The sequence below is a fragment of the Marinomonas transparens genome, assembly GCF_016463975.1.
Classification (GTDB): Bacteria; Pseudomonadota; Gammaproteobacteria; order Pseudomonadales; family Marinomonadaceae; genus Marinomonas; species Marinomonas transparens.
On sequence record NZ_JAEMNX010000034.1, the window covers coordinates 1 to 14055 of the forward strand.

Annotated in this window: 27 protein-coding genes; 10 read left to right on the forward strand and 17 right to left on the reverse strand. The window is 45.5% G+C overall.

Going from position 1 to position 14055, the window contains the following annotated elements; all coding sequences use genetic code 11:
- Window positions 1-134: 134 nt before the first annotated feature.
- The 12 genes from I8J31_RS19410 to I8J31_RS19465 all read right to left on the reverse strand — a co-directional run bounded on the left by I8J31_RS19410 (window position 135) and on the right by I8J31_RS19465 (window position 5914).
- Window positions 135-1244, reverse strand: a complete 1110-nt coding sequence (locus I8J31_RS19410; RefSeq protein ID WP_199470241.1) for a site-specific integrase — start codon at window positions 1242-1244, stop codon at window positions 135-137.
- Window positions 1245-1250: 6 nt separating this feature from the next.
- Entirely contained in the window at window positions 1251-1454 is a 204-nt protein-coding gene (locus I8J31_RS19415; protein ID WP_199470242.1) for a hypothetical protein, read from the reverse strand.
- An 8-nt stretch (window positions 1455-1462) separates the two neighbouring features.
- On the reverse strand, window positions 1463-1990 hold the full coding sequence (locus I8J31_RS19420; RefSeq protein WP_199470243.1) for a phiTE_072 family protein: 528 nt from the start codon (window positions 1988-1990) through the stop codon (window positions 1463-1465).
- Window positions 1991-2013: 23 nt separating this feature from the next.
- Entirely contained in the window at window positions 2014-2478 is a 465-nt protein-coding gene (locus I8J31_RS19425; RefSeq protein ID WP_199470244.1) for a hypothetical protein, read from the reverse strand.
- 42 nt (window positions 2479-2520) lie between these two features.
- Window positions 2521-2898, reverse strand: a complete 378-nt coding sequence (locus I8J31_RS19430; RefSeq protein ID WP_199470245.1) for a nucleoside triphosphate pyrophosphohydrolase family protein — start codon at window positions 2896-2898, stop codon at window positions 2521-2523.
- Window positions 2895-3815: a recombination-associated protein RdgC gene (locus I8J31_RS19435; RefSeq protein WP_199470246.1), complete on the reverse strand. Its 921-nt coding sequence runs from the start codon at window positions 3813-3815 to the stop codon at window positions 2895-2897. The genes I8J31_RS19430 and I8J31_RS19435 overlap by 4 nt, the downstream gene beginning before the upstream one ends.
- A complete protein-coding gene (locus tag I8J31_RS19440; protein ID WP_199470247.1) occupies window positions 3805-4092 on the reverse strand; it encodes a hypothetical protein in 288 nt (95 codons plus the stop codon). The genes I8J31_RS19435 and I8J31_RS19440 overlap by 11 nt, the downstream gene beginning before the upstream one ends.
- Before the next feature lie 12 nt (window positions 4093-4104).
- Window positions 4105-4422: a hypothetical protein gene (locus tag I8J31_RS19445; protein ID WP_199470248.1), complete on the reverse strand. Its 318-nt coding sequence runs from the start codon at window positions 4420-4422 to the stop codon at window positions 4105-4107.
- Window positions 4422-4625 carry a carbon storage regulator gene (locus tag I8J31_RS19450; protein ID WP_199470249.1) on the reverse strand — a complete coding sequence of 68 codons (204 nt, stop codon included), beginning with the start codon at window positions 4623-4625 and terminating at the stop codon, window positions 4422-4424. The genes I8J31_RS19445 and I8J31_RS19450 overlap by 1 nt, the downstream gene beginning before the upstream one ends.
- A gap of 12 nt (window positions 4626-4637) precedes the next feature.
- Window positions 4638-5024, reverse strand: a complete 387-nt coding sequence (locus I8J31_RS19455) for a hypothetical protein (RefSeq protein ID WP_199470250.1) — start codon at window positions 5022-5024, stop codon at window positions 4638-4640.
- 11 nt (window positions 5025-5035) lie between these two features.
- On the reverse strand, window positions 5036-5461 hold the full coding sequence (locus I8J31_RS19460; RefSeq protein ID WP_199470251.1) for a helix-turn-helix transcriptional regulator: 426 nt from the start codon (window positions 5459-5461) through the stop codon (window positions 5036-5038).
- A 141-nt stretch (window positions 5462-5602) separates the two neighbouring features.
- A complete protein-coding gene (locus I8J31_RS19465) occupies window positions 5603-5914 on the reverse strand; it encodes a helix-turn-helix domain-containing protein (protein WP_199470252.1) in 312 nt (103 codons plus the stop codon).
- Window positions 5915-6147: 233 nt separating this feature from the next.
- Between I8J31_RS19465 and I8J31_RS19470 the strand changes: the two genes are divergently transcribed.
- Window positions 6148-6315, forward strand: a complete 168-nt coding sequence (locus I8J31_RS19470; protein WP_199470253.1) for a hypothetical protein — start codon at window positions 6148-6150, stop codon at window positions 6313-6315.
- On the opposite strand, the gene I8J31_RS19475 is transcribed toward I8J31_RS19470, so the two are convergent.
- The 5 genes from I8J31_RS19475 to I8J31_RS19495 all read right to left on the reverse strand — a co-directional run bounded on the left by I8J31_RS19475 (window position 6296) and on the right by I8J31_RS19495 (window position 9070).
- The gene (locus I8J31_RS19475) at window positions 6296-6676 is read right to left on the reverse strand and encodes a hypothetical protein (protein ID WP_199470254.1); all 381 of its coding nucleotides are present in this window, start codon (window positions 6674-6676) and stop codon (window positions 6296-6298) included. The two genes, I8J31_RS19470 and I8J31_RS19475, sit on opposite strands and share 20 nt — an antisense overlap.
- A complete protein-coding gene (locus tag I8J31_RS19480; protein ID WP_199470255.1) occupies window positions 6669-6950 on the reverse strand; it encodes a hypothetical protein in 282 nt (93 codons plus the stop codon). Before I8J31_RS19480 ends, I8J31_RS19475 begins: the two co-directional genes overlap by 8 nt.
- Entirely contained in the window at window positions 6950-7801 is an 852-nt protein-coding gene (locus I8J31_RS19485; protein WP_199470256.1) for an LAPAL motif-containing putative phage structural protein, read from the reverse strand. The genes I8J31_RS19480 and I8J31_RS19485 overlap by 1 nt, the downstream gene beginning before the upstream one ends.
- Window positions 7802-7878: 77 nt before the next feature.
- Window positions 7879-8298: a hypothetical protein gene (locus tag I8J31_RS19490; RefSeq protein WP_199470257.1), complete on the reverse strand. Its 420-nt coding sequence runs from the start codon at window positions 8296-8298 to the stop codon at window positions 7879-7881.
- Window positions 8299-8317: 19 nt separating this feature from the next.
- Window positions 8318-9070: a hypothetical protein gene (locus I8J31_RS19495; protein ID WP_199470258.1), complete on the reverse strand. Its 753-nt coding sequence runs from the start codon at window positions 9068-9070 to the stop codon at window positions 8318-8320.
- 237 nt (window positions 9071-9307) lie between these two features.
- Between I8J31_RS19495 and I8J31_RS19500 the strand changes: the two genes are divergently transcribed.
- The 9 genes from I8J31_RS19500 to I8J31_RS19540 all read left to right on the forward strand — a co-directional run bounded on the left by I8J31_RS19500 (window position 9308) and on the right by I8J31_RS19540 (window position 14054).
- Window positions 9308-9619 (forward strand): hypothetical protein, encoded by a 312-nt coding sequence (locus I8J31_RS19500; RefSeq protein ID WP_199470259.1) that lies wholly within the window; start codon window positions 9308-9310, stop codon window positions 9617-9619.
- A gap of 73 nt (window positions 9620-9692) precedes the next feature.
- Window positions 9693-10271 (forward strand): hypothetical protein, encoded by a 579-nt coding sequence (locus I8J31_RS19505; RefSeq protein WP_199470260.1) that lies wholly within the window; start codon window positions 9693-9695, stop codon window positions 10269-10271.
- Window positions 10268-10537, forward strand: coding sequence for a hypothetical protein (locus I8J31_RS19510; RefSeq protein WP_199470261.1), 270 nt, complete (start codon window positions 10268-10270; stop codon window positions 10535-10537). Before I8J31_RS19505 ends, I8J31_RS19510 begins: the two co-directional genes overlap by 4 nt.
- The gene (locus I8J31_RS19515) at window positions 10534-10869 is read left to right on the forward strand and encodes a hypothetical protein (protein ID WP_199470262.1); all 336 of its coding nucleotides are present in this window, start codon (window positions 10534-10536) and stop codon (window positions 10867-10869) included. The genes I8J31_RS19510 and I8J31_RS19515 overlap by 4 nt, the downstream gene beginning before the upstream one ends.
- Entirely contained in the window at window positions 10866-11699 is an 834-nt protein-coding gene (locus tag I8J31_RS19520; protein ID WP_199470263.1) for a helix-turn-helix domain-containing protein, read from the forward strand. Before I8J31_RS19515 ends, I8J31_RS19520 begins: the two co-directional genes overlap by 4 nt.
- Before the next feature lie 9 nt (window positions 11700-11708).
- Entirely contained in the window at window positions 11709-12710 is a 1002-nt protein-coding gene (locus tag I8J31_RS19525; RefSeq protein ID WP_199470264.1) for a phosphoadenosine phosphosulfate reductase family protein, read from the forward strand.
- Window positions 12707-13069, forward strand: a complete 363-nt coding sequence (locus I8J31_RS19530) for a hypothetical protein (RefSeq protein WP_199470265.1) — start codon at window positions 12707-12709, stop codon at window positions 13067-13069. Before I8J31_RS19525 ends, I8J31_RS19530 begins: the two co-directional genes overlap by 4 nt.
- Window positions 13070-13071: 2 nt before the next feature.
- Entirely contained in the window at window positions 13072-13407 is a 336-nt protein-coding gene (locus tag I8J31_RS19535) for a hypothetical protein (protein WP_199470266.1), read from the forward strand.
- Window positions 13408-13409: 2 nt separating this feature from the next.
- Window positions 13410-14054 carry an adenylosuccinate synthase gene (locus I8J31_RS19540; protein ID WP_199470267.1) on the forward strand — a complete coding sequence of 215 codons (645 nt, stop codon included), beginning with the start codon at window positions 13410-13412 and terminating at the stop codon, window positions 14052-14054.
- Window position 14055 lies beyond the last annotated feature (1 nt).

Genomic DNA, 14055 nt, shown 5'->3' on the forward strand with positions numbered 1-14055 from the left:
AAATCCTCGTGTCGGCGGTTCGATTCCGTCTCTGGGCACCACAAGATATTGATATTAAAGGGGTTTTCTTTTTGAGAAAACCCCTTTTTTGTTGTTCTGTGCCTAGTTTGTGCCCAAATTAGGCACATTTTACGCTATCTGGCGGCTTTATGGCGCTCTGTTTTGGTGCTGTATCGGTTGCGCATGGCTTCGGATTTGTGACCAGCGATGCGGTCACTGTCTGCGTCAGAGACTGCTTTTGATTTCAATAAATGAACCGTCCAGAAAACGTTTTCTAAACCTCTCTCTTTCATTTCTTTCTTAAGTCGCTGCATGGCGGTTTGCAGTCCAGACACGCTTAGTTTTGTTCCTGTCGTTCCAACGATGAGCGGCACGTCTTCTCCATAAGCCTTTTTTTCTTTCAGGTAGTCGATGGCTTGCAGGTAGGCGCGGTAGAGTCTGTCTGTCCACTCAATGACGTTATCTTTCGAGCCTTTGCGCCTTGCGACGGATATTCCGCCTTTTTCACGGTTTGGGTCTATGTGGCTCGTTTTTAAGTCGAGTGTTTCCACGCCTCTCGTTGCTATCAAATAGGTGATCTCAAAAAAGAAAGGCAAGTACGGTTGCATTTCGCCGGCTACTTTAGATTGAATATCGTATTCCTCGTCTGTGACATAGCGACCGTTTTCTTCTACTTTGAATTTCTTAATGTTAAACGGACTTTCTGTAATGCCCAGGCTATCCATTCGCTCAAGTGCCCAGCGGGTCGCAGAGTGAAGAAGTGACATTTCTTGATTAATAGTCGATGTGCCTTTTAAGCCTCTTTCGATCATGTCTTCCAGTCGTTTGTCCGCAAGGCGACGCGCGACAGGTCGGGTGATGCTGGCAATAGACAGCTCGCCAAATAAAATAGCTTCACCGTTGGCAGTAATGGAATGGTCCAGTATTTTGACCAGTGATTTTGCGCGGTGCCGTGATGTGGTGGCCAGCGCACGAAATACGGGGGAATTCATGTATTTAGCGACTATGTATCTGATTGTGTTTTTACCCTCACCCGCTTGTATTTCAATGCTGTTTTTTGCCGTGATGTAGGCGGATAGGATGGTAGATTCTTTGTCTTTCGTTGAACCAAGTCTAACAGGCGGTTTTAAAAAACCATGCTTGTCTACATCAATTAAATGGCGCTCTTCTGCTGGAATTCGAGGGCGATAAACGATGCGTCCATTCACTTCTCTAACGTATTTAGGCCATTTTCTTTTAAGCATGGTGAATTAAATCTCTATTTTGACTTGATCGTGCGTTTCAGGTTTTTGGTCGCTAACGCCCATTGTTTTATTGATGGCTTCTTCTGTTGTAAACGGCCACCCACCTCTCCCAATGATGTAAGGGATTTTGCTTTGATTCAGTCTGACAATCAGTTCTGCCTTATTGCTGCCACCAATTACCTCTTTTAATACATCTTTGTTAATGATCATAATGGCCCCTATGCCGCTTTTGATTCGGTAATTTGTTTAAGTGCTTGCTGCACTGTTCTAATCACTCTGCAAAGGTATACATATTTAGGATTGGGCCTTTCTTTAAAGTCGTAGTGCCAAGGTTCATCTCCCAATATCAAAGACAGGGCGTAGTTTCTTGAATCTATATAATCGTTCATTCGTTCAAAGTGTTTGATAGTATCTATTCCGTCTCTAGCCTCTCGACTTGTTAAATCGCCACATTTTCTAGCTTTTATTATTTCTTTTGATATCTCTTTTTTTGTGGCTTCATCATCGAATATAGCGGTATTCATGTATTGCAGATTGGCTGCTGCATAATCCTCACTAATGCGCATGAAAAACTCTTCAATTATTCCACCCATTGCAGGCCAGTAAGACGACCAAGACTCGCCGTAGCACTCAATAGTGATTTTTCCCTTCCCAAGCTCAAAGTTTTCTAAATACACAGTGATAAGGTCTAGGTTTTCGACGCCTGATATTTTTAGAATTCGCGCAGGTGCTTCGACGATTTCCATGATTACTCTCCCTGTAGGCGGCTCTAGGCCGCTTGTTCTTTGTTTTGCAGTACTGACATGGCCAGCTCGTAGCCATGGAAGCCTTTGATGAATACGCTGCGCTGGTCGGTTTGTAGGTCGCCGTGTTGGGTGCGCGGGTTGGCCCAGTGTTGTGGGTTGGCGTATTGCGCTAATGCTCTTAGGGCTTCGTCGTGCTGTATGTCTGGGTGTTCACCTAGCAGTCGGCTGATGCGCGCATGGGCGTTGTTTAGTGCCGCTTCCAGTTCGCCTATCTGGCGTTGCTGGTAGTCGTTTCTTTGCGCCATTCTGTAGTTCTCAGCCGCTTGACGGGCGAGAGAATCGCGCATGCTGTCGGATAAGTTGGCGATTTTTTCAATGGCTTCGTAGCCTTCTAGCGCTTCGACTAATTCGCGTACGCTGATTTCGTTGCCGTGTTTGTCGTGGCCAGTAAGGCCACTTGAATTCCAATCTATTGATAGCGTGTCCATGTTGTTTTCCTTTAGTTGGATTTTTGAGTTTTGTTTGCTTCTTTAAAATTTCTTACCGTTTTTTTCTTTTCGATTGTCTGGCTTATGGTCATCTCGATTTTTGTTGTATTCGAGCTTTTCGGTGATTGCTCCGCTTACGTCGAGACCAAATCCACCTGCAAAATCTAGAATTCGTATAACTGCATCAGCCAGCTCGACCTCGACCATTTTTCTATGTGGAAGCTTGTCGTCATCTAGGTTTTTTCTGACGCCTTCCATCGCTTCGCTAATCTCGGAATGAATTAGGCAGAGCAGCTCAGCTTTGTTTCGCTCCAATGGCTCACCAGAGTGAAGATCGTGCCACCACCCCGCCTGAACGTTTTGTTCATGTATGTGATTCTGTAATGCTGTGATACTGAGTTGGATATTTTGGTTTATCATGCTGCTTGCTCCTGTATGTCGGTTTTTTCCATGATTTCAAACCAGCTCGCTAGGCTCATGTAGAGTTGGCGAATGGTGAGTGAGGTTAGGGTAAAGCTGGCGTCTAGGTCGGATAGCCCACCGCCTTGTGAGTCGTTGAAGGCGGCTTCTTTGATGGCGTCGTCCCATTTGATTTTTCTAATGGTCAGGTCGTCGTGCAGTGTGAAGCTGATTTTTTCGGGCCAGCGTAGGGCGAGGCTTTTCACGCTCATGCCTTGTTCTAGGTGGCGAGTCACGTCTTCGGATAGTGGCTCTAGGGCTTTGAATGTGATGCGCGCCTTGTCTTCGCTGTTGTCTTGTATGTCGCACTCGCTGCCTGTTTCTAGCCATGCTGGTACGGCGTTGCGCTGTAACCAATCCGCCATCAATGACGATGGCGACACTTGCGTTTGCAGCGGCACCATGGGGAAGCTGCCGAGCATGGTTTGCAGGTGTTTGAACGCCAGTTCGATCATGGTGGCGGTGGTGCTGTAGATGACGATGACTTTTGTCATGTTGTCTATGTGCATCCACACGTCGCTGCGCTTGGTGAAGGCTTTCGGGCGTAGGGTGAAGATAAGCTCGTCTTTCATGTCGGCTTTTTCTTTGCGGCCTACCTTGCGGCCCTCGATTAGTTCGATTTGCGCCACTTTCTCTTCGAGGGCTTCACGAACCACGGTGGAAGGTAGGTTTTTCTCTTCTTTGCCGAAGCGAATCAGTAAGCAATCGTTAGAACGTAGCGACCATGTTTCGCTGTTGCGGACAAGGGGCATGGAGCCGAAGGAAAACGCTTCTTGTGACCCCACTTCTTTAAGTGGGAATTCAGTAAGGGCGGATTCTAGAGCGTTGAAATCGACACGCTCTGGAAGCTGGAGAATGGTAGCGTTTTTAGCAAACATGGCTTTGCTCCTCTTTTAGTTTTTGGAGGCCTGCTTGCATTAGTTCTCCAATTGGGGTTTTTAATCGATCTTCGATGGCGCTTTCTGTCACTGATTTCGTGCTAATTAATGCCATTTCGTGGTCGTGAAGGTCGGCTACATATTTTCCTACCTCTTCGGTTTCTGGCAGGCTTTCCCATTGAGCATTTACTTCTTCCTGTGTATTCCACCCAGCACCGCCTAGATCAATGATTTCGTTGTCATCTAGGTGTCTAAAAACAATGTATCCCTTAGCCATAATCACTCTCCCTTACCCGTTCAGGGCTTGTTTGTAGTTTTCGTGTCGCACGACTTGCAGGTGCTTGGGTTGTTTGTCCAAGGCAAAAGCGGTGCGGTAGTGTCTTTCGTCGGCGTTGATGGTGAACACCACGCCGCCTGCTTCGAGTTGGTCGCCGTCTTTTCGTGTGTATTGCTGGCGTACTATGTTGCCGTTTTGGGTGACGCCCACGTTCACGCGGGTCTGTCCGTTTTTGCGGCTGAGCACTTGAACCACGGCCACGGCTCGGCAATCCTCGTCTATCACGACGATGCCTTGGCCTTTTTTGCGCGGAATGATGAAGGCACTCATTACGCCACCTGCTCTTTTATTTCGTCTCGAACGACGGTGACGCCGCTAGGCGCTTGGATGGCTAGGCGCGCTTGTTTCCCTCTGATGCTTGAGACTTTGGTGTGAATGACCGTGTCTTCGCTGCTGGCAGGGATGGTGATGGTTAAGCCTTCGTTTTGTCGGCGACTCAACACTAAGTACCCTGTGTTTTTTTGATCTTCCATTTCTTGTGCTCCTTAATTTCGTGGGCGGTTTTGCTGTTGGTTAAAGCCCTGTGGCGCTTGCGGCTGCTGATTGAAGCCTTGCGCTGGCGGGGCGGGTTGCTGCGGTGCGTTGTTCCAAGTGCCGTATGACTGCGGTTGCTGGTCGTAGCTTTGTTGGTTAGCGTCGTCCCAGAATATGAACAGTTTGGTTGAACCGCTTATGCCAACGGACAGAGCATCCAGATCGATGCTGATCTGTGGCATGGGTGAGCCGTTCTCTGCTGGCCAAGCGGTTACTCGGCCTAGGGTTGCGTAGCGGTTTTTCATTTTTGCTGCGCGGGTTTGCGGGTCTATCTCGTGGCTGGCGTATGCTTCTGCTACGTAAGCCAAGCGGCCTTTTGCTAATGGTTGTCTTGCCATGGGTAATTCTCCTAAACAATTAAGTCGAGTGGTTTGTTGGTTCTGGTGTGAGTTTGTCTTGCTGATCGATGGGCCGAGCGGCTGTATCGCGCGAGGTCTTGGTCTGCGCTGTAGATGACGTCTTGTATGCCGACGAGCCCAGCGAGCAGGGCGAAAGCAAAGGCGCTAGTACGCAAGGTGATGGTGTAAGTGGATTCGATTTTATGCTTGATGTCGCCACGGGCGATGGCAATAGCGACGGCGTGTATGGTGTTACGCGCTCCGTAGTGCTCTCGCGCTGCGGTCAGGTGATGGTTAATTGTTGGGTCAGCTTTATTGAGCCTATGTGAAATGGTTTTAACGGGTAGGCCGTGGGCAAATAGCGCCAGCGGCGCTAGCTGTGTGATGTTTAATGTGGCGTTTTTTGCTGGGTAAAACGTAATGTTTTCTGCTGACATCTTGTCACTCCTTTTTTCTTATTAGTAAAATCTACTCCAAAGGTTTATTTTGCGCAAGTTGTAAAATTAAAAAAATACCAAAGTACTACTGTTTTTTTATACAGCAATAGTTTGGTATGGCTTGAAAATATTGGGTTTGAGTTAACTTATAATGCCTGCAAAATTTTCGATTAATTTTAAAATTTTCTCCTGTTTTTTGATGGGAAGCGCTTTTATTTGCAACGCGAGGTCCTTCATTGCTGCCCCTAATCTGTCCTCTTCTCTTGTAGAAAAGTGGCCTTTTGCTTTGTCGAGAATGACTTCTATTTTTCTCAGCATCGAGCAGGGTGGCGCGTGCTTGTCTATTTCCCATGATTTAACTGTGTGCGGGGATCGGCTTAGTAGCCGCGCTAGGTCATCCCTTGACAGTCTTTTGGCCTTCCGTGCCGCTTTAAGGCGTTCGCCAAGCGACATATGCGTTCTCTCTTATATAGTGTATGAATTTTAAGCGTATGCCGTAAAAGAGGGCTTCACCGTGTCTGTTGGGTATTAAAGTATTGAATTTTGTAAGGAAAATCCTACAGATAGTAAAGAATCGAAAATCCTCTCTAGATGTGTAGAGATAGGGCGTAAGTGGATAGACATGATCTCGATGCATTGTAAAAGCGGTGTAAACCGCTTAAAAAATAATCAAGGAGGTAAACCCTATGGAATACATGGAATTAGAGGGGCGCGTTAAACATTTGGAATGTCTGCTGATTCGCGCAAAAGCAGACGATCAGCTAGGGATGGCTTGTTATTATCGGGTGATGATTGAAGTGTTAATGGAGTTAGGTAATGAAAAAGCAGGGGGATTTAACTGTCCTTCACCTTAACTTTCATATTAGTGAGCTCAGTAAGTTTGGCCGACAGCTCTGCTTGCTTGCTGATCTTGTCTTTGTCGGTCAAAAGATTGGACTTTATTGCTTGAGACAGGATGTGAATGTCTTGCTGTATTTCCTTTCTTCTTTTTTCGCGGATTTTTGTTTCTCGCATACCTTCAATAGTATCAAAGCCACTTTTTATAAAAATCCACATGGCAACCACTATAATGACATGCGATAAAATTGGTGTGAACATTCGGATTGCGTCACGTACTGGTGCGGTTAGATTCTCTTCATCTATATAGGTAACTCCAGCGATTACGAGTGTTGATAGCGTCGTTGCTACTGTGCTTTTATTTAGATATTTATTCATTCAGCTTCCAGTGCTTTTTGTTCGCTACTTCGCGGAGGTGTGCACTTGCTTCACTGAGATTGTCTGAGGTACTGACGGTGGCTGTGTATTGCTTTCCGTCTATCGTATATTGCAATTCAACAAATTTAGCGGGGAATATCATTACCCACAAAGGGGTGATGATGTAATAGGCAACCTTACAGATAACAGGTGTTAGCGCAATGACGCACACCCAAAAAACCGCCTCAGCTAATAGCTTGATATCACCGCTGGATAATGTCCACTCGATACTCATTACAATACTTGATCTATTGAATAGGTAATTGTTGTTTTGCCTTCGACCAGCTTTTCTGTTGTTTTTAAATCAACTTGAAAGGTTTGGCCTTTTTTGAACTCACGCTTACTGCTGCCTACGCGCTCTAGAAAGGATTTGTCGTTAATGCGCACGGGGATTGATTGATTATCAAATAAAATTTTCCAGCCTGTTCCTTTCGTGAAATCGATTACTTCAAACGCTATTTCTACTCGAATCACAGACTCTTTCTCTTCTGTAAAAGACTTTTTTGCAGGCGCTTTAAAGCTAGATAACTCTTCTTTGGATAAGGTTGTTGTTACCTTATCTCCTTCATCAAGAAAGGATATTCCATTCGCCTTGCCGCTGTTAACAGGCTTGCTTACTAGGTTCTCAATGCTTTTCCGTACCGAATAGCTGTCCATTAGTTTTGCAACGTCTTCGCTGCAATCTATCTTTTGGCCGTCATCTAGAATAAGCGATACACTAGTGTCGTCATTGAATACTTTTTTTGTGATTTTTCGGTTGCCGATCTGTTTTAGCAGACTAAAAATAGATGCACCAGTAATAGCCAAAGAGGAAGTGGTAATGCCAAGGGTTTTTAGCATATCTATGCCGCCAGACGATAAAAAGGCGACGAAATCTACAACAAAGGACCCTTCATTGTTAGCTTTCACATCGAGCTTTGCAGAGGCTGATTCGCCTTGAAGAGTCTTTAGGCTGTTGCGTAGTAATCCTGAAAGTTCAGTTAAGCTTTCCCCAAGCGTTTCTGCATCGATTTGGTGTGTTGGCTTACCATCAATATCTTCTGGCGTTTCAAATTTGAGCTTAAATGAAATCATTTCTTCGGGCATGCCGTTCTTCCTTGAGTTGGTAGTATGGCTTTATTGGTTTTAATATAAGCTAAAAAAGCTTGGTGGGGAATCTAGATTTATTTATAAAATTCTTCTACAGAAGTTTTGCCGTCAATAGTTAGGGCGTATCCATCGTAATCTGATGGGGTATTGCATTTCTTACCTGCACCAGCCGCCCCAAGCATGCCGAGCATTTCTTCTGTTGTGTATTTTGTAGAATTGAATTTTATGTCAAATCCTGCATGACTTTTTGAAATTGTTACTGCGCCTCCTCTCAATAGCCTATTTTTTTTAATTAGTATCCGGTTGGAGCGATTGCAGAACAGGTCTTTTTTTAGGTCGGTTGTGGCACTTTCGCCTGAATCTAGGTCTTTGTAGGTTCGTTCACCAGAATAAATTTCACCGAACTTTTTCGCGTCTGGGTCCCATTTGAATGGTGCAGAAACAGCGAATGCTGATGTAAGTGACAGGGCAATTAGTAGTGCTATTTTCTTCATCGTTTAGCTTCCTTGCATGTTAATACTTCCACAGCCCTTCTTTCATTTTTAGCTGCATGGTGAGTTGTTCGAATATGACTTGGAATTGGGCGGCGTCGGTTTCTGGGTCGAAGCCGTCGCGCACGGCGACTCGTGCGTTGTACATTTGTGCCACGGCGGTTAGATAGGGGACGAGTATTTCACTGTCAACTTCGAAGCCAGCTTGTTTTACTGCACTGAGTATTTGGCTGCTGGTTTTTGCCATTAGGCTGGTGTTGATTTGCTGGCCTGTGGGTGGGGTCATGGGTCTGCGGTCAAGCCATTCTTCTGGTAGATCTAACCGCTGCTCTAGTACTCGGCAAATCCGACCAATCAACTTTCCTTTTCCTGCCAAAATTCTACTTAACCAGCCTTGGCTGTATCCACATATTTCCGCTATTTGGACGTGATTTAGTTTTTTGTCGGCTTCTAAATGAGCGATGTGTTTAGCGAAGTTTTGGCGGCGCCACTGGTATATCCATGCATTTTGAAATTCGTCATCCGACATGTCGGCGATTTTAAGCGCGTCGGAAAGGGGGATTTCCATGAGTTTGCTGATAAGCATGACTTCTTCTATGGCAAAGCTCACTGCGCCACGCATGCGTCGATCCAGCGCCACTGTGGACAGGCCGAGGTATTCCGCTACGTCACTTTTTTCATATCGAGACGCATTGATGATGCGTTGCATAGCAAGAGAGCAGGCGGCTTTTGTACTTTCGACTACTTCTTTATCTAATGCTTTTATTGCTGCCATGTAGAGACCTGTTTAATTGTGTTCTTTTTGTGAGTTATTACTGATTTTTACTCTACTAGTCATTTTTTGGGTAATCTAAATATATTAAATCTTGTTTATTTTTTACCTTTGGTGCTATATTTGCGTATATCGTGACGGTTTAGGCAATGATTAAGTTCAACCAGTCACTTAAAAAAGTTTGTTCTGTCTGTCTCCCGCTGTGAAGCGCCAGTCAGGTAGGGCAATGTTGGAGGGGTTATGTCTAGTCAGCTTAGCACATTGGATCATCTTGTCATGGGGCTTTTATTAAAGTCTGATCGGTTGTCGATACCGACCTTGAGCAAGTTGTCTGAGTCGCCTAAAGCCCGTGTCCGAAATTCGCTTTTTAAGCTTATGGACCATGGTTATGTGGTGCGTCGTGCTGAGTGTGGTGCGTTGCCTCTTTATTCCGCTGTTCTTGATTGTTCCTATTTCCCGCCTGTTGCTTATGTAGCAGAGCGGGGCGTTTTAAGTATGGACGATGAAGAGCTTGCTGAGCTGGTCGCGCGAGTAGATCGGCAACATTCTTAATTAATGAACTGAAACAAGAGGTTTACAGGCCAAGACGGCCACGGTTCTGAATCTGATTGACAGGTACAGAGCAATGAACAATAATTTAACCGCTGATGCAAAATCATCAGTCTGGTTCACCACCCAGAGACAAGCAAATAAGGGCAGACGAACCGCCCATAAAAGCGGTTTTTTTATGTCTGCAGCACTGTACCTACCTGTTATGACAGGCGGGTATTGGTTCCGACTTCGGTTGGAGCGGCTTTCCTTTTTTGCGCCGTTTTGTGGTGAAACCAATATTTCGTCTGTCACCTTATCGAACTCACCACTTCGGTTTGGTGGCTCCAAAAAGCAAAAAAGGAGACTCACCATGTCGCATTTAGCACACTTGCGCCAAAAATATGACGACCGCTTATCTGTTTACGGTAAGCGCGTTAAAACCACCATTCGAAACCACCTTCCTAAAATTGGCGATTCGCCACGACTCTTGTTGGATCCTAACGAAATTTCCAGCTTATCCACTATTTCTGTGGACAAGGTTCAGCAGGGCATTAAAGACCTTGAGCGCGAGGGTTATATCGCTCGCATGTTCAAAGGCCGCCGCTCTAAAGCCCATGTTTATGCATTGTTAAACCCTGAGTTGCGGGGCGATGCGTGGGAGGTGTGGGGATGAGTGTATATCACGTTACTTTTTCTATTGACGGCTGGCGCCGTAATTTGAGCGAAGATTTAAGCGAGCTTAAAGGGCTCGTTGAAGAAATCGAAAAAGAATACCTTCTTGATGATGAAAATATTGAAGTTCTTAAAGATTTAGTGAGTCGCTTAATTTGTAAGTCAAATAGCTTTAATTGCGTTTCATGCAAAAGTGTTGAAGATTTTTCCGACCTTTCTGATGTTGAGATTCTTTTATTTGGCGAAGCCAAGGAAGGTGAGTCATGAGCGTCCCTTCTGCCTTCCGCTCTGTTGTCCGTAAAGCTCGCAAAACTCATAAATGCTGCGAATGTTGTGAAGTCATTAATATTGGTGACCAGTATCAATATTCGTCGGGGATTTGGGACGGCGAGCCAGACGACTATAAGCAGTGTTTGAATTGTGGCGAGATTTTTGAGGCGGTTACTCGTGATGGTGGCGAGCCATGTTTTACGCAGTTGCGCGATTACTTGTTTGATAGCGATATGGATCATCCTGACCAACTGTTGGCATTCTCCAAAAAAATGGGCGTTGATGCTGATGCCGTAGTGCGCCTTATGGATTTGGAGGTGCCTTCATGAGTGTTGATGCTACTCGCTGGGCTTGGCTCGCTAGTCCGTCCAAATCTTCTGAACTTCTTGTTTTGTTGTCTATGGCTGATCGTGCAGGAGAAGACCACACTTGCTGGCCTTCTGTTGCTCGTTTGGTGAAAGACACTAAGTTGAATGAAAAGACGGTTAATACGGCTTTAAAAGGTCTTGTTGTTCAGGGGCTTATTCGTGATACGGGTAAGCGTGTTGGCAGTACAGGTCGCGTAAAAGTCTATCGATTGATAGGTGTTTTGGGGCGTGATGAGCAATCCGGTAATTCAGGGAATTTGCCACAGTCTGAAAATGCCAATACACCCAATAATGGTGGTATTCATTCTGGCGATGAAATAGCCCCAAATACGGGTGAAATATCTAATACCCCCAAAAACGGAATACTTCCTATTTTACCGTGTAATACCCCCGATATTGGGGGGACTAAATACCCCCAAAATAGGGGGTCAGAACCTATCACTTTAGAACCTATCATAGAACCTAACACTTCTTTGGGTTCGCCTTCGGCAAACGCCCCCCCAAAACCAAAACGTGCTTGCTCGTATCCAAATGATTTTTCGGTTGATCAGGGTATGGTCGATTGGCTTAACGAGAAAGGCGTTTCAACGCCTTGGCCGCTGGAAACGGAAAAGTTTGCCAATTACCACATCGCGAAAGGCTCGACGTTCAAGGATTGGAAGGCGGCTTGGCGAGGCTGGATGCTGAATTCGATGAAGTACAGCGTTCCTGCTCAATCTACAGCGCCCGCCAAAAACGTTCGCCAAGGCGTTAACGACGAGCTGAACAACATTAACGACACGGATTGGTAGGAGGTGAGTATGGGGCAGTCAGTTATTGCATCAGATAAAAACGTATCAGATTTAGATATTAAGGTTTTCTTGGCTGAGCAGCGAATTGTTGAATGGTACGAGCATTTTGATGGCTTGGTTTATATCTCATTTTCGGGCGGGAAGGACAGTACTGTTTTAGCTGAGCTGGTGTGGTCAATTTATCCAGAGGTGCCCGCTGTGTTTTCTAATACAGGGCTTGAATACCCTGAAATTGTCCAGTTTGTGAAGAAGAAGAAAAAACAAGGCTATCCGGTCGTTATTGTAAGACCCAAGAAGACGTTTCGTGATGTTGTTCTTAATGACGGGTTCCCGCTGATCAGCAAGAAGGTCTCTGAAATGGTGTCTCGGTTTTATAACCCGTTGCCAAATAATGAAGCTACTAGAAACCTGTATTTAACCGGTATTCGAAAAGATGGCGTTTTTGTGAAAGGTAGCAAACTTCCTGAAAAGTGGAAAAAATTGATTGATGCACCTTTCAAAGTAACCGCCAGTTGCTGTGATTCCTTGAAAAAAGAACCATTCCGTCGCTATAGAAAAGAAACTGGGCGAATGCCTTATAGCGGCGTTATGTCTTCAGAGGGTGGTCGTCGAGGCATGATGAAGACGTGCAATTCATTCGATGGTAAAGACCCGCAATCTAAGCCTATGTTGCCGTGGAATGAAGATGATGTGTGGCAATACATACGAGAAAACAATGTCGAGTATTGCAGCGTTTACGACGACAGAACGGTTAATGGAGTGTTCGTTGAAGGTGAAAAGCGCACGGGGTGCATGTTCTGTGCCTATGGTGCGCACCTTGAAAAAGGAGAAAACCGTTTTCAGCGTATGGCCATCACTCATCCTAAGCTATGGAATTACTGCATTAATAAATTGGGTATGGCAGAAGCACTGGATTTTATTGGTGTTGATTATATGCCAGGCATCAATAAAAAAAGATCTGAAATTCAATTGGAACTGTTTGAGCCCGTATCTGGTAGGAGGCTGCCATGATTGATTCACCAAATGATTTATTTAACGACTTTCCAACCGTGGCAGACGCCTATTTCGAAGCGGCGAACAGCGCTCACGACGTGGCGAGCTGGAGACCGAGCCATGCGGTGGTGATGGAAGCCGCTCGGCGTGTGGGTTTTCAAGCTCTGCGTCGTCGTGACACGGGCGCGGGTAAACGGGCTTTTGGCAAACATTACAACGAGGTTTGCCGAGCGTGGACACGGGGAGAACGGTTTAAGCCGGTTGTGATTGATAAGCCAAAAATCGAGCGATTGAGCGAGCAAGAGTTGCTTAAACGTCGGGTTCTTTGGCGTGAGAAAACTGGGTTGTTGAAAGACATTTTAGAAGGGAGGGCGTGAGTATGTCGGATTCTATTGTGTTGAAGGCGTTGATATTTTATCAAGCTAAGGTGCAGAAAGAGTTTGATAAGTTGGAGGCTGTTTTTAGTGCTCGCCCGGGTTCGGAATTGGTGGACGTTATGAGAGAGGCGCAAGAGATTATTTCGAAACCGAATTGGTTTGAAACTCATAATGCGCGATTTCAAGAGTTGGCAGATAAAGAAAAACAGCTAAGCGCGGTTATGAAAAAGCAGCTCAACCGTAAAGCAAGCGATAAGCATATGAGCCTTCGTCTTGAGCTTGAAGAACTGGCTAGAGAGATAGCAAGAGAAGAATTCTCGCAGAGAAGGAGGGCATGATTGTGGCTTTTAATATAACTCATAGCAATTTAAACCTGCTGGCTCAAAAGTGGCTGTTGCGTTCACCTTCTGCCAATGGTGCGCATTGCAAGATTGCTTTCACAGAAGTGGGGGCTTTGTTTGGTGGTGAGATCGCAGACGCTTGGGGTTGTAATTATGACTACGATTTTTCGGTAGTGGTTGAAAGTAAGGTGAGCCGTTCCGACTTCTTGGCAGACAAGAAGAAACCGCACCGTAATGGTGAGGTGTTGGGTATGGGGACATTTCGTTATTTTATTTGCCCTGAAGGCATGATTAGCCCTGATGAGTTGCCAGAGAAATGGGGCTTGCTGTGGGTGAATTCTCGCGGTCACATCAAGATTAAAGCCGGGCATTTGTTGGGTAAAAGCTGCTATTCGCATAATGGGTCAGCAGATTGGGAACATGATGTTAATCACACGGCAGAGCGCAAAATGATGGCGCACTTGTTAAACCGTGTAGGTGATGCTGAGAAAGCGAAAGAAAAGATGCGTGAACTGTATCGTGAATTGAATGCAGCACAAGCCGAAGCGCAGAAGCTTAGAAATGAAAAGAAAGAAAAACTCTGGTCGAATTGGTCTGAGCAAGTGGTTGAAGGACTTGATTCGCTTAAAGTTGCGGAGCAATGAC

Bases quoted from the DNA above. Each gene is read 5' to 3' on its own strand.
- I8J31_RS19525 (WP_199470264.1), top strand. From the start codon at position 11,709: ATGGGGCAGTCAGTTATTGCATCAGATAAAAACGTATCAGATTTAGAT.
- I8J31_RS19425 (WP_199470244.1), bottom strand. From the start codon at position 2,478: ATGGACACGCTATCAATAGATTGGAATTCAAGTGGCCTTACTGGCCAC.
- I8J31_RS19415 (WP_199470242.1), bottom strand. From the start codon at position 1,454: ATGATCATTAACAAAGATGTATTAAAAGAGGTAATTGGTGGCAGCAAT.
- I8J31_RS19465 (WP_199470252.1), bottom strand. From the start codon at position 5,914: ATGTCGCTTGGCGAACGCCTTAAAGCGGCACGGAAGGCCAAAAGACTG.
- I8J31_RS19455 (WP_199470250.1), bottom strand. From the start codon at position 5,024: ATGGCAAGACAACCATTAGCAAAAGGCCGCTTGGCTTACGTAGCAGAA.
- I8J31_RS19460 (WP_199470251.1), bottom strand. From the start codon at position 5,461: ATGTCAGCAGAAAACATTACGTTTTACCCAGCAAAAAACGCCACATTA.
- I8J31_RS19495 (WP_199470258.1), bottom strand. From the start codon at position 9,070: ATGGCAGCAATAAAAGCATTAGATAAAGAAGTAGTCGAAAGTACAAAA.
- I8J31_RS19480 (WP_199470255.1), bottom strand. From the start codon at position 6,950: ATGAGTATCGAGTGGACATTATCCAGCGGTGATATCAAGCTATTAGCT.
- I8J31_RS19505 (WP_199470260.1), top strand. From the start codon at position 9,693: ATGAACAATAATTTAACCGCTGATGCAAAATCATCAGTCTGGTTCACC.
- I8J31_RS19490 (WP_199470257.1), bottom strand. From the start codon at position 8,298: ATGAAGAAAATAGCACTACTAATTGCCCTGTCACTTACATCAGCATTC.
- I8J31_RS19515 (WP_199470262.1), top strand. From the start codon at position 10,534: ATGAGCGTCCCTTCTGCCTTCCGCTCTGTTGTCCGTAAAGCTCGCAAA.
- I8J31_RS19450 (WP_199470249.1), bottom strand. From the start codon at position 4,625: ATGGAAGATCAAAAAAACACAGGGTACTTAGTGTTGAGTCGCCGACAA.
- I8J31_RS19440 (WP_199470247.1), bottom strand. From the start codon at position 4,092: ATGGCTAAGGGATACATTGTTTTTAGACACCTAGATGACAACGAAATC.
- I8J31_RS19445 (WP_199470248.1), bottom strand. From the start codon at position 4,422: ATGAGTGCCTTCATCATTCCGCGCAAAAAAGGCCAAGGCATCGTCGTG.
- I8J31_RS19475 (WP_199470254.1), bottom strand. From the start codon at position 6,676: ATGAATAAATATCTAAATAAAAGCACAGTAGCAACGACGCTATCAACA.
- I8J31_RS19530 (WP_199470265.1), top strand. From the start codon at position 12,707: ATGATTGATTCACCAAATGATTTATTTAACGACTTTCCAACCGTGGCA.
- I8J31_RS19520 (WP_199470263.1), top strand. From the start codon at position 10,866: ATGAGTGTTGATGCTACTCGCTGGGCTTGGCTCGCTAGTCCGTCCAAA.
- I8J31_RS19410 (WP_199470241.1), bottom strand. From the start codon at position 1,244: ATGCTTAAAAGAAAATGGCCTAAATACGTTAGAGAAGTGAATGGACGC.
- I8J31_RS19435 (WP_199470246.1), bottom strand. From the start codon at position 3,815: ATGTTTGCTAAAAACGCTACCATTCTCCAGCTTCCAGAGCGTGTCGAT.
- I8J31_RS19485 (WP_199470256.1), bottom strand. From the start codon at position 7,801: ATGCCCGAAGAAATGATTTCATTTAAGCTCAAATTTGAAACGCCAGAA.
- I8J31_RS19470 (WP_199470253.1), top strand. From the start codon at position 6,148: ATGGAATACATGGAATTAGAGGGGCGCGTTAAACATTTGGAATGTCTG.
- I8J31_RS19420 (WP_199470243.1), bottom strand. From the start codon at position 1,990: ATGGAAATCGTCGAAGCACCTGCGCGAATTCTAAAAATATCAGGCGTC.
- I8J31_RS19430 (WP_199470245.1), bottom strand. From the start codon at position 2,898: ATGATAAACCAAAATATCCAACTCAGTATCACAGCATTACAGAATCAC.
- I8J31_RS19535 (WP_199470266.1), top strand. From the start codon at position 13,072: ATGTCGGATTCTATTGTGTTGAAGGCGTTGATATTTTATCAAGCTAAG.
- I8J31_RS19500 (WP_199470259.1), top strand. From the start codon at position 9,308: ATGTCTAGTCAGCTTAGCACATTGGATCATCTTGTCATGGGGCTTTTA.
- I8J31_RS19510 (WP_199470261.1), top strand. From the start codon at position 10,268: ATGAGTGTATATCACGTTACTTTTTCTATTGACGGCTGGCGCCGTAAT.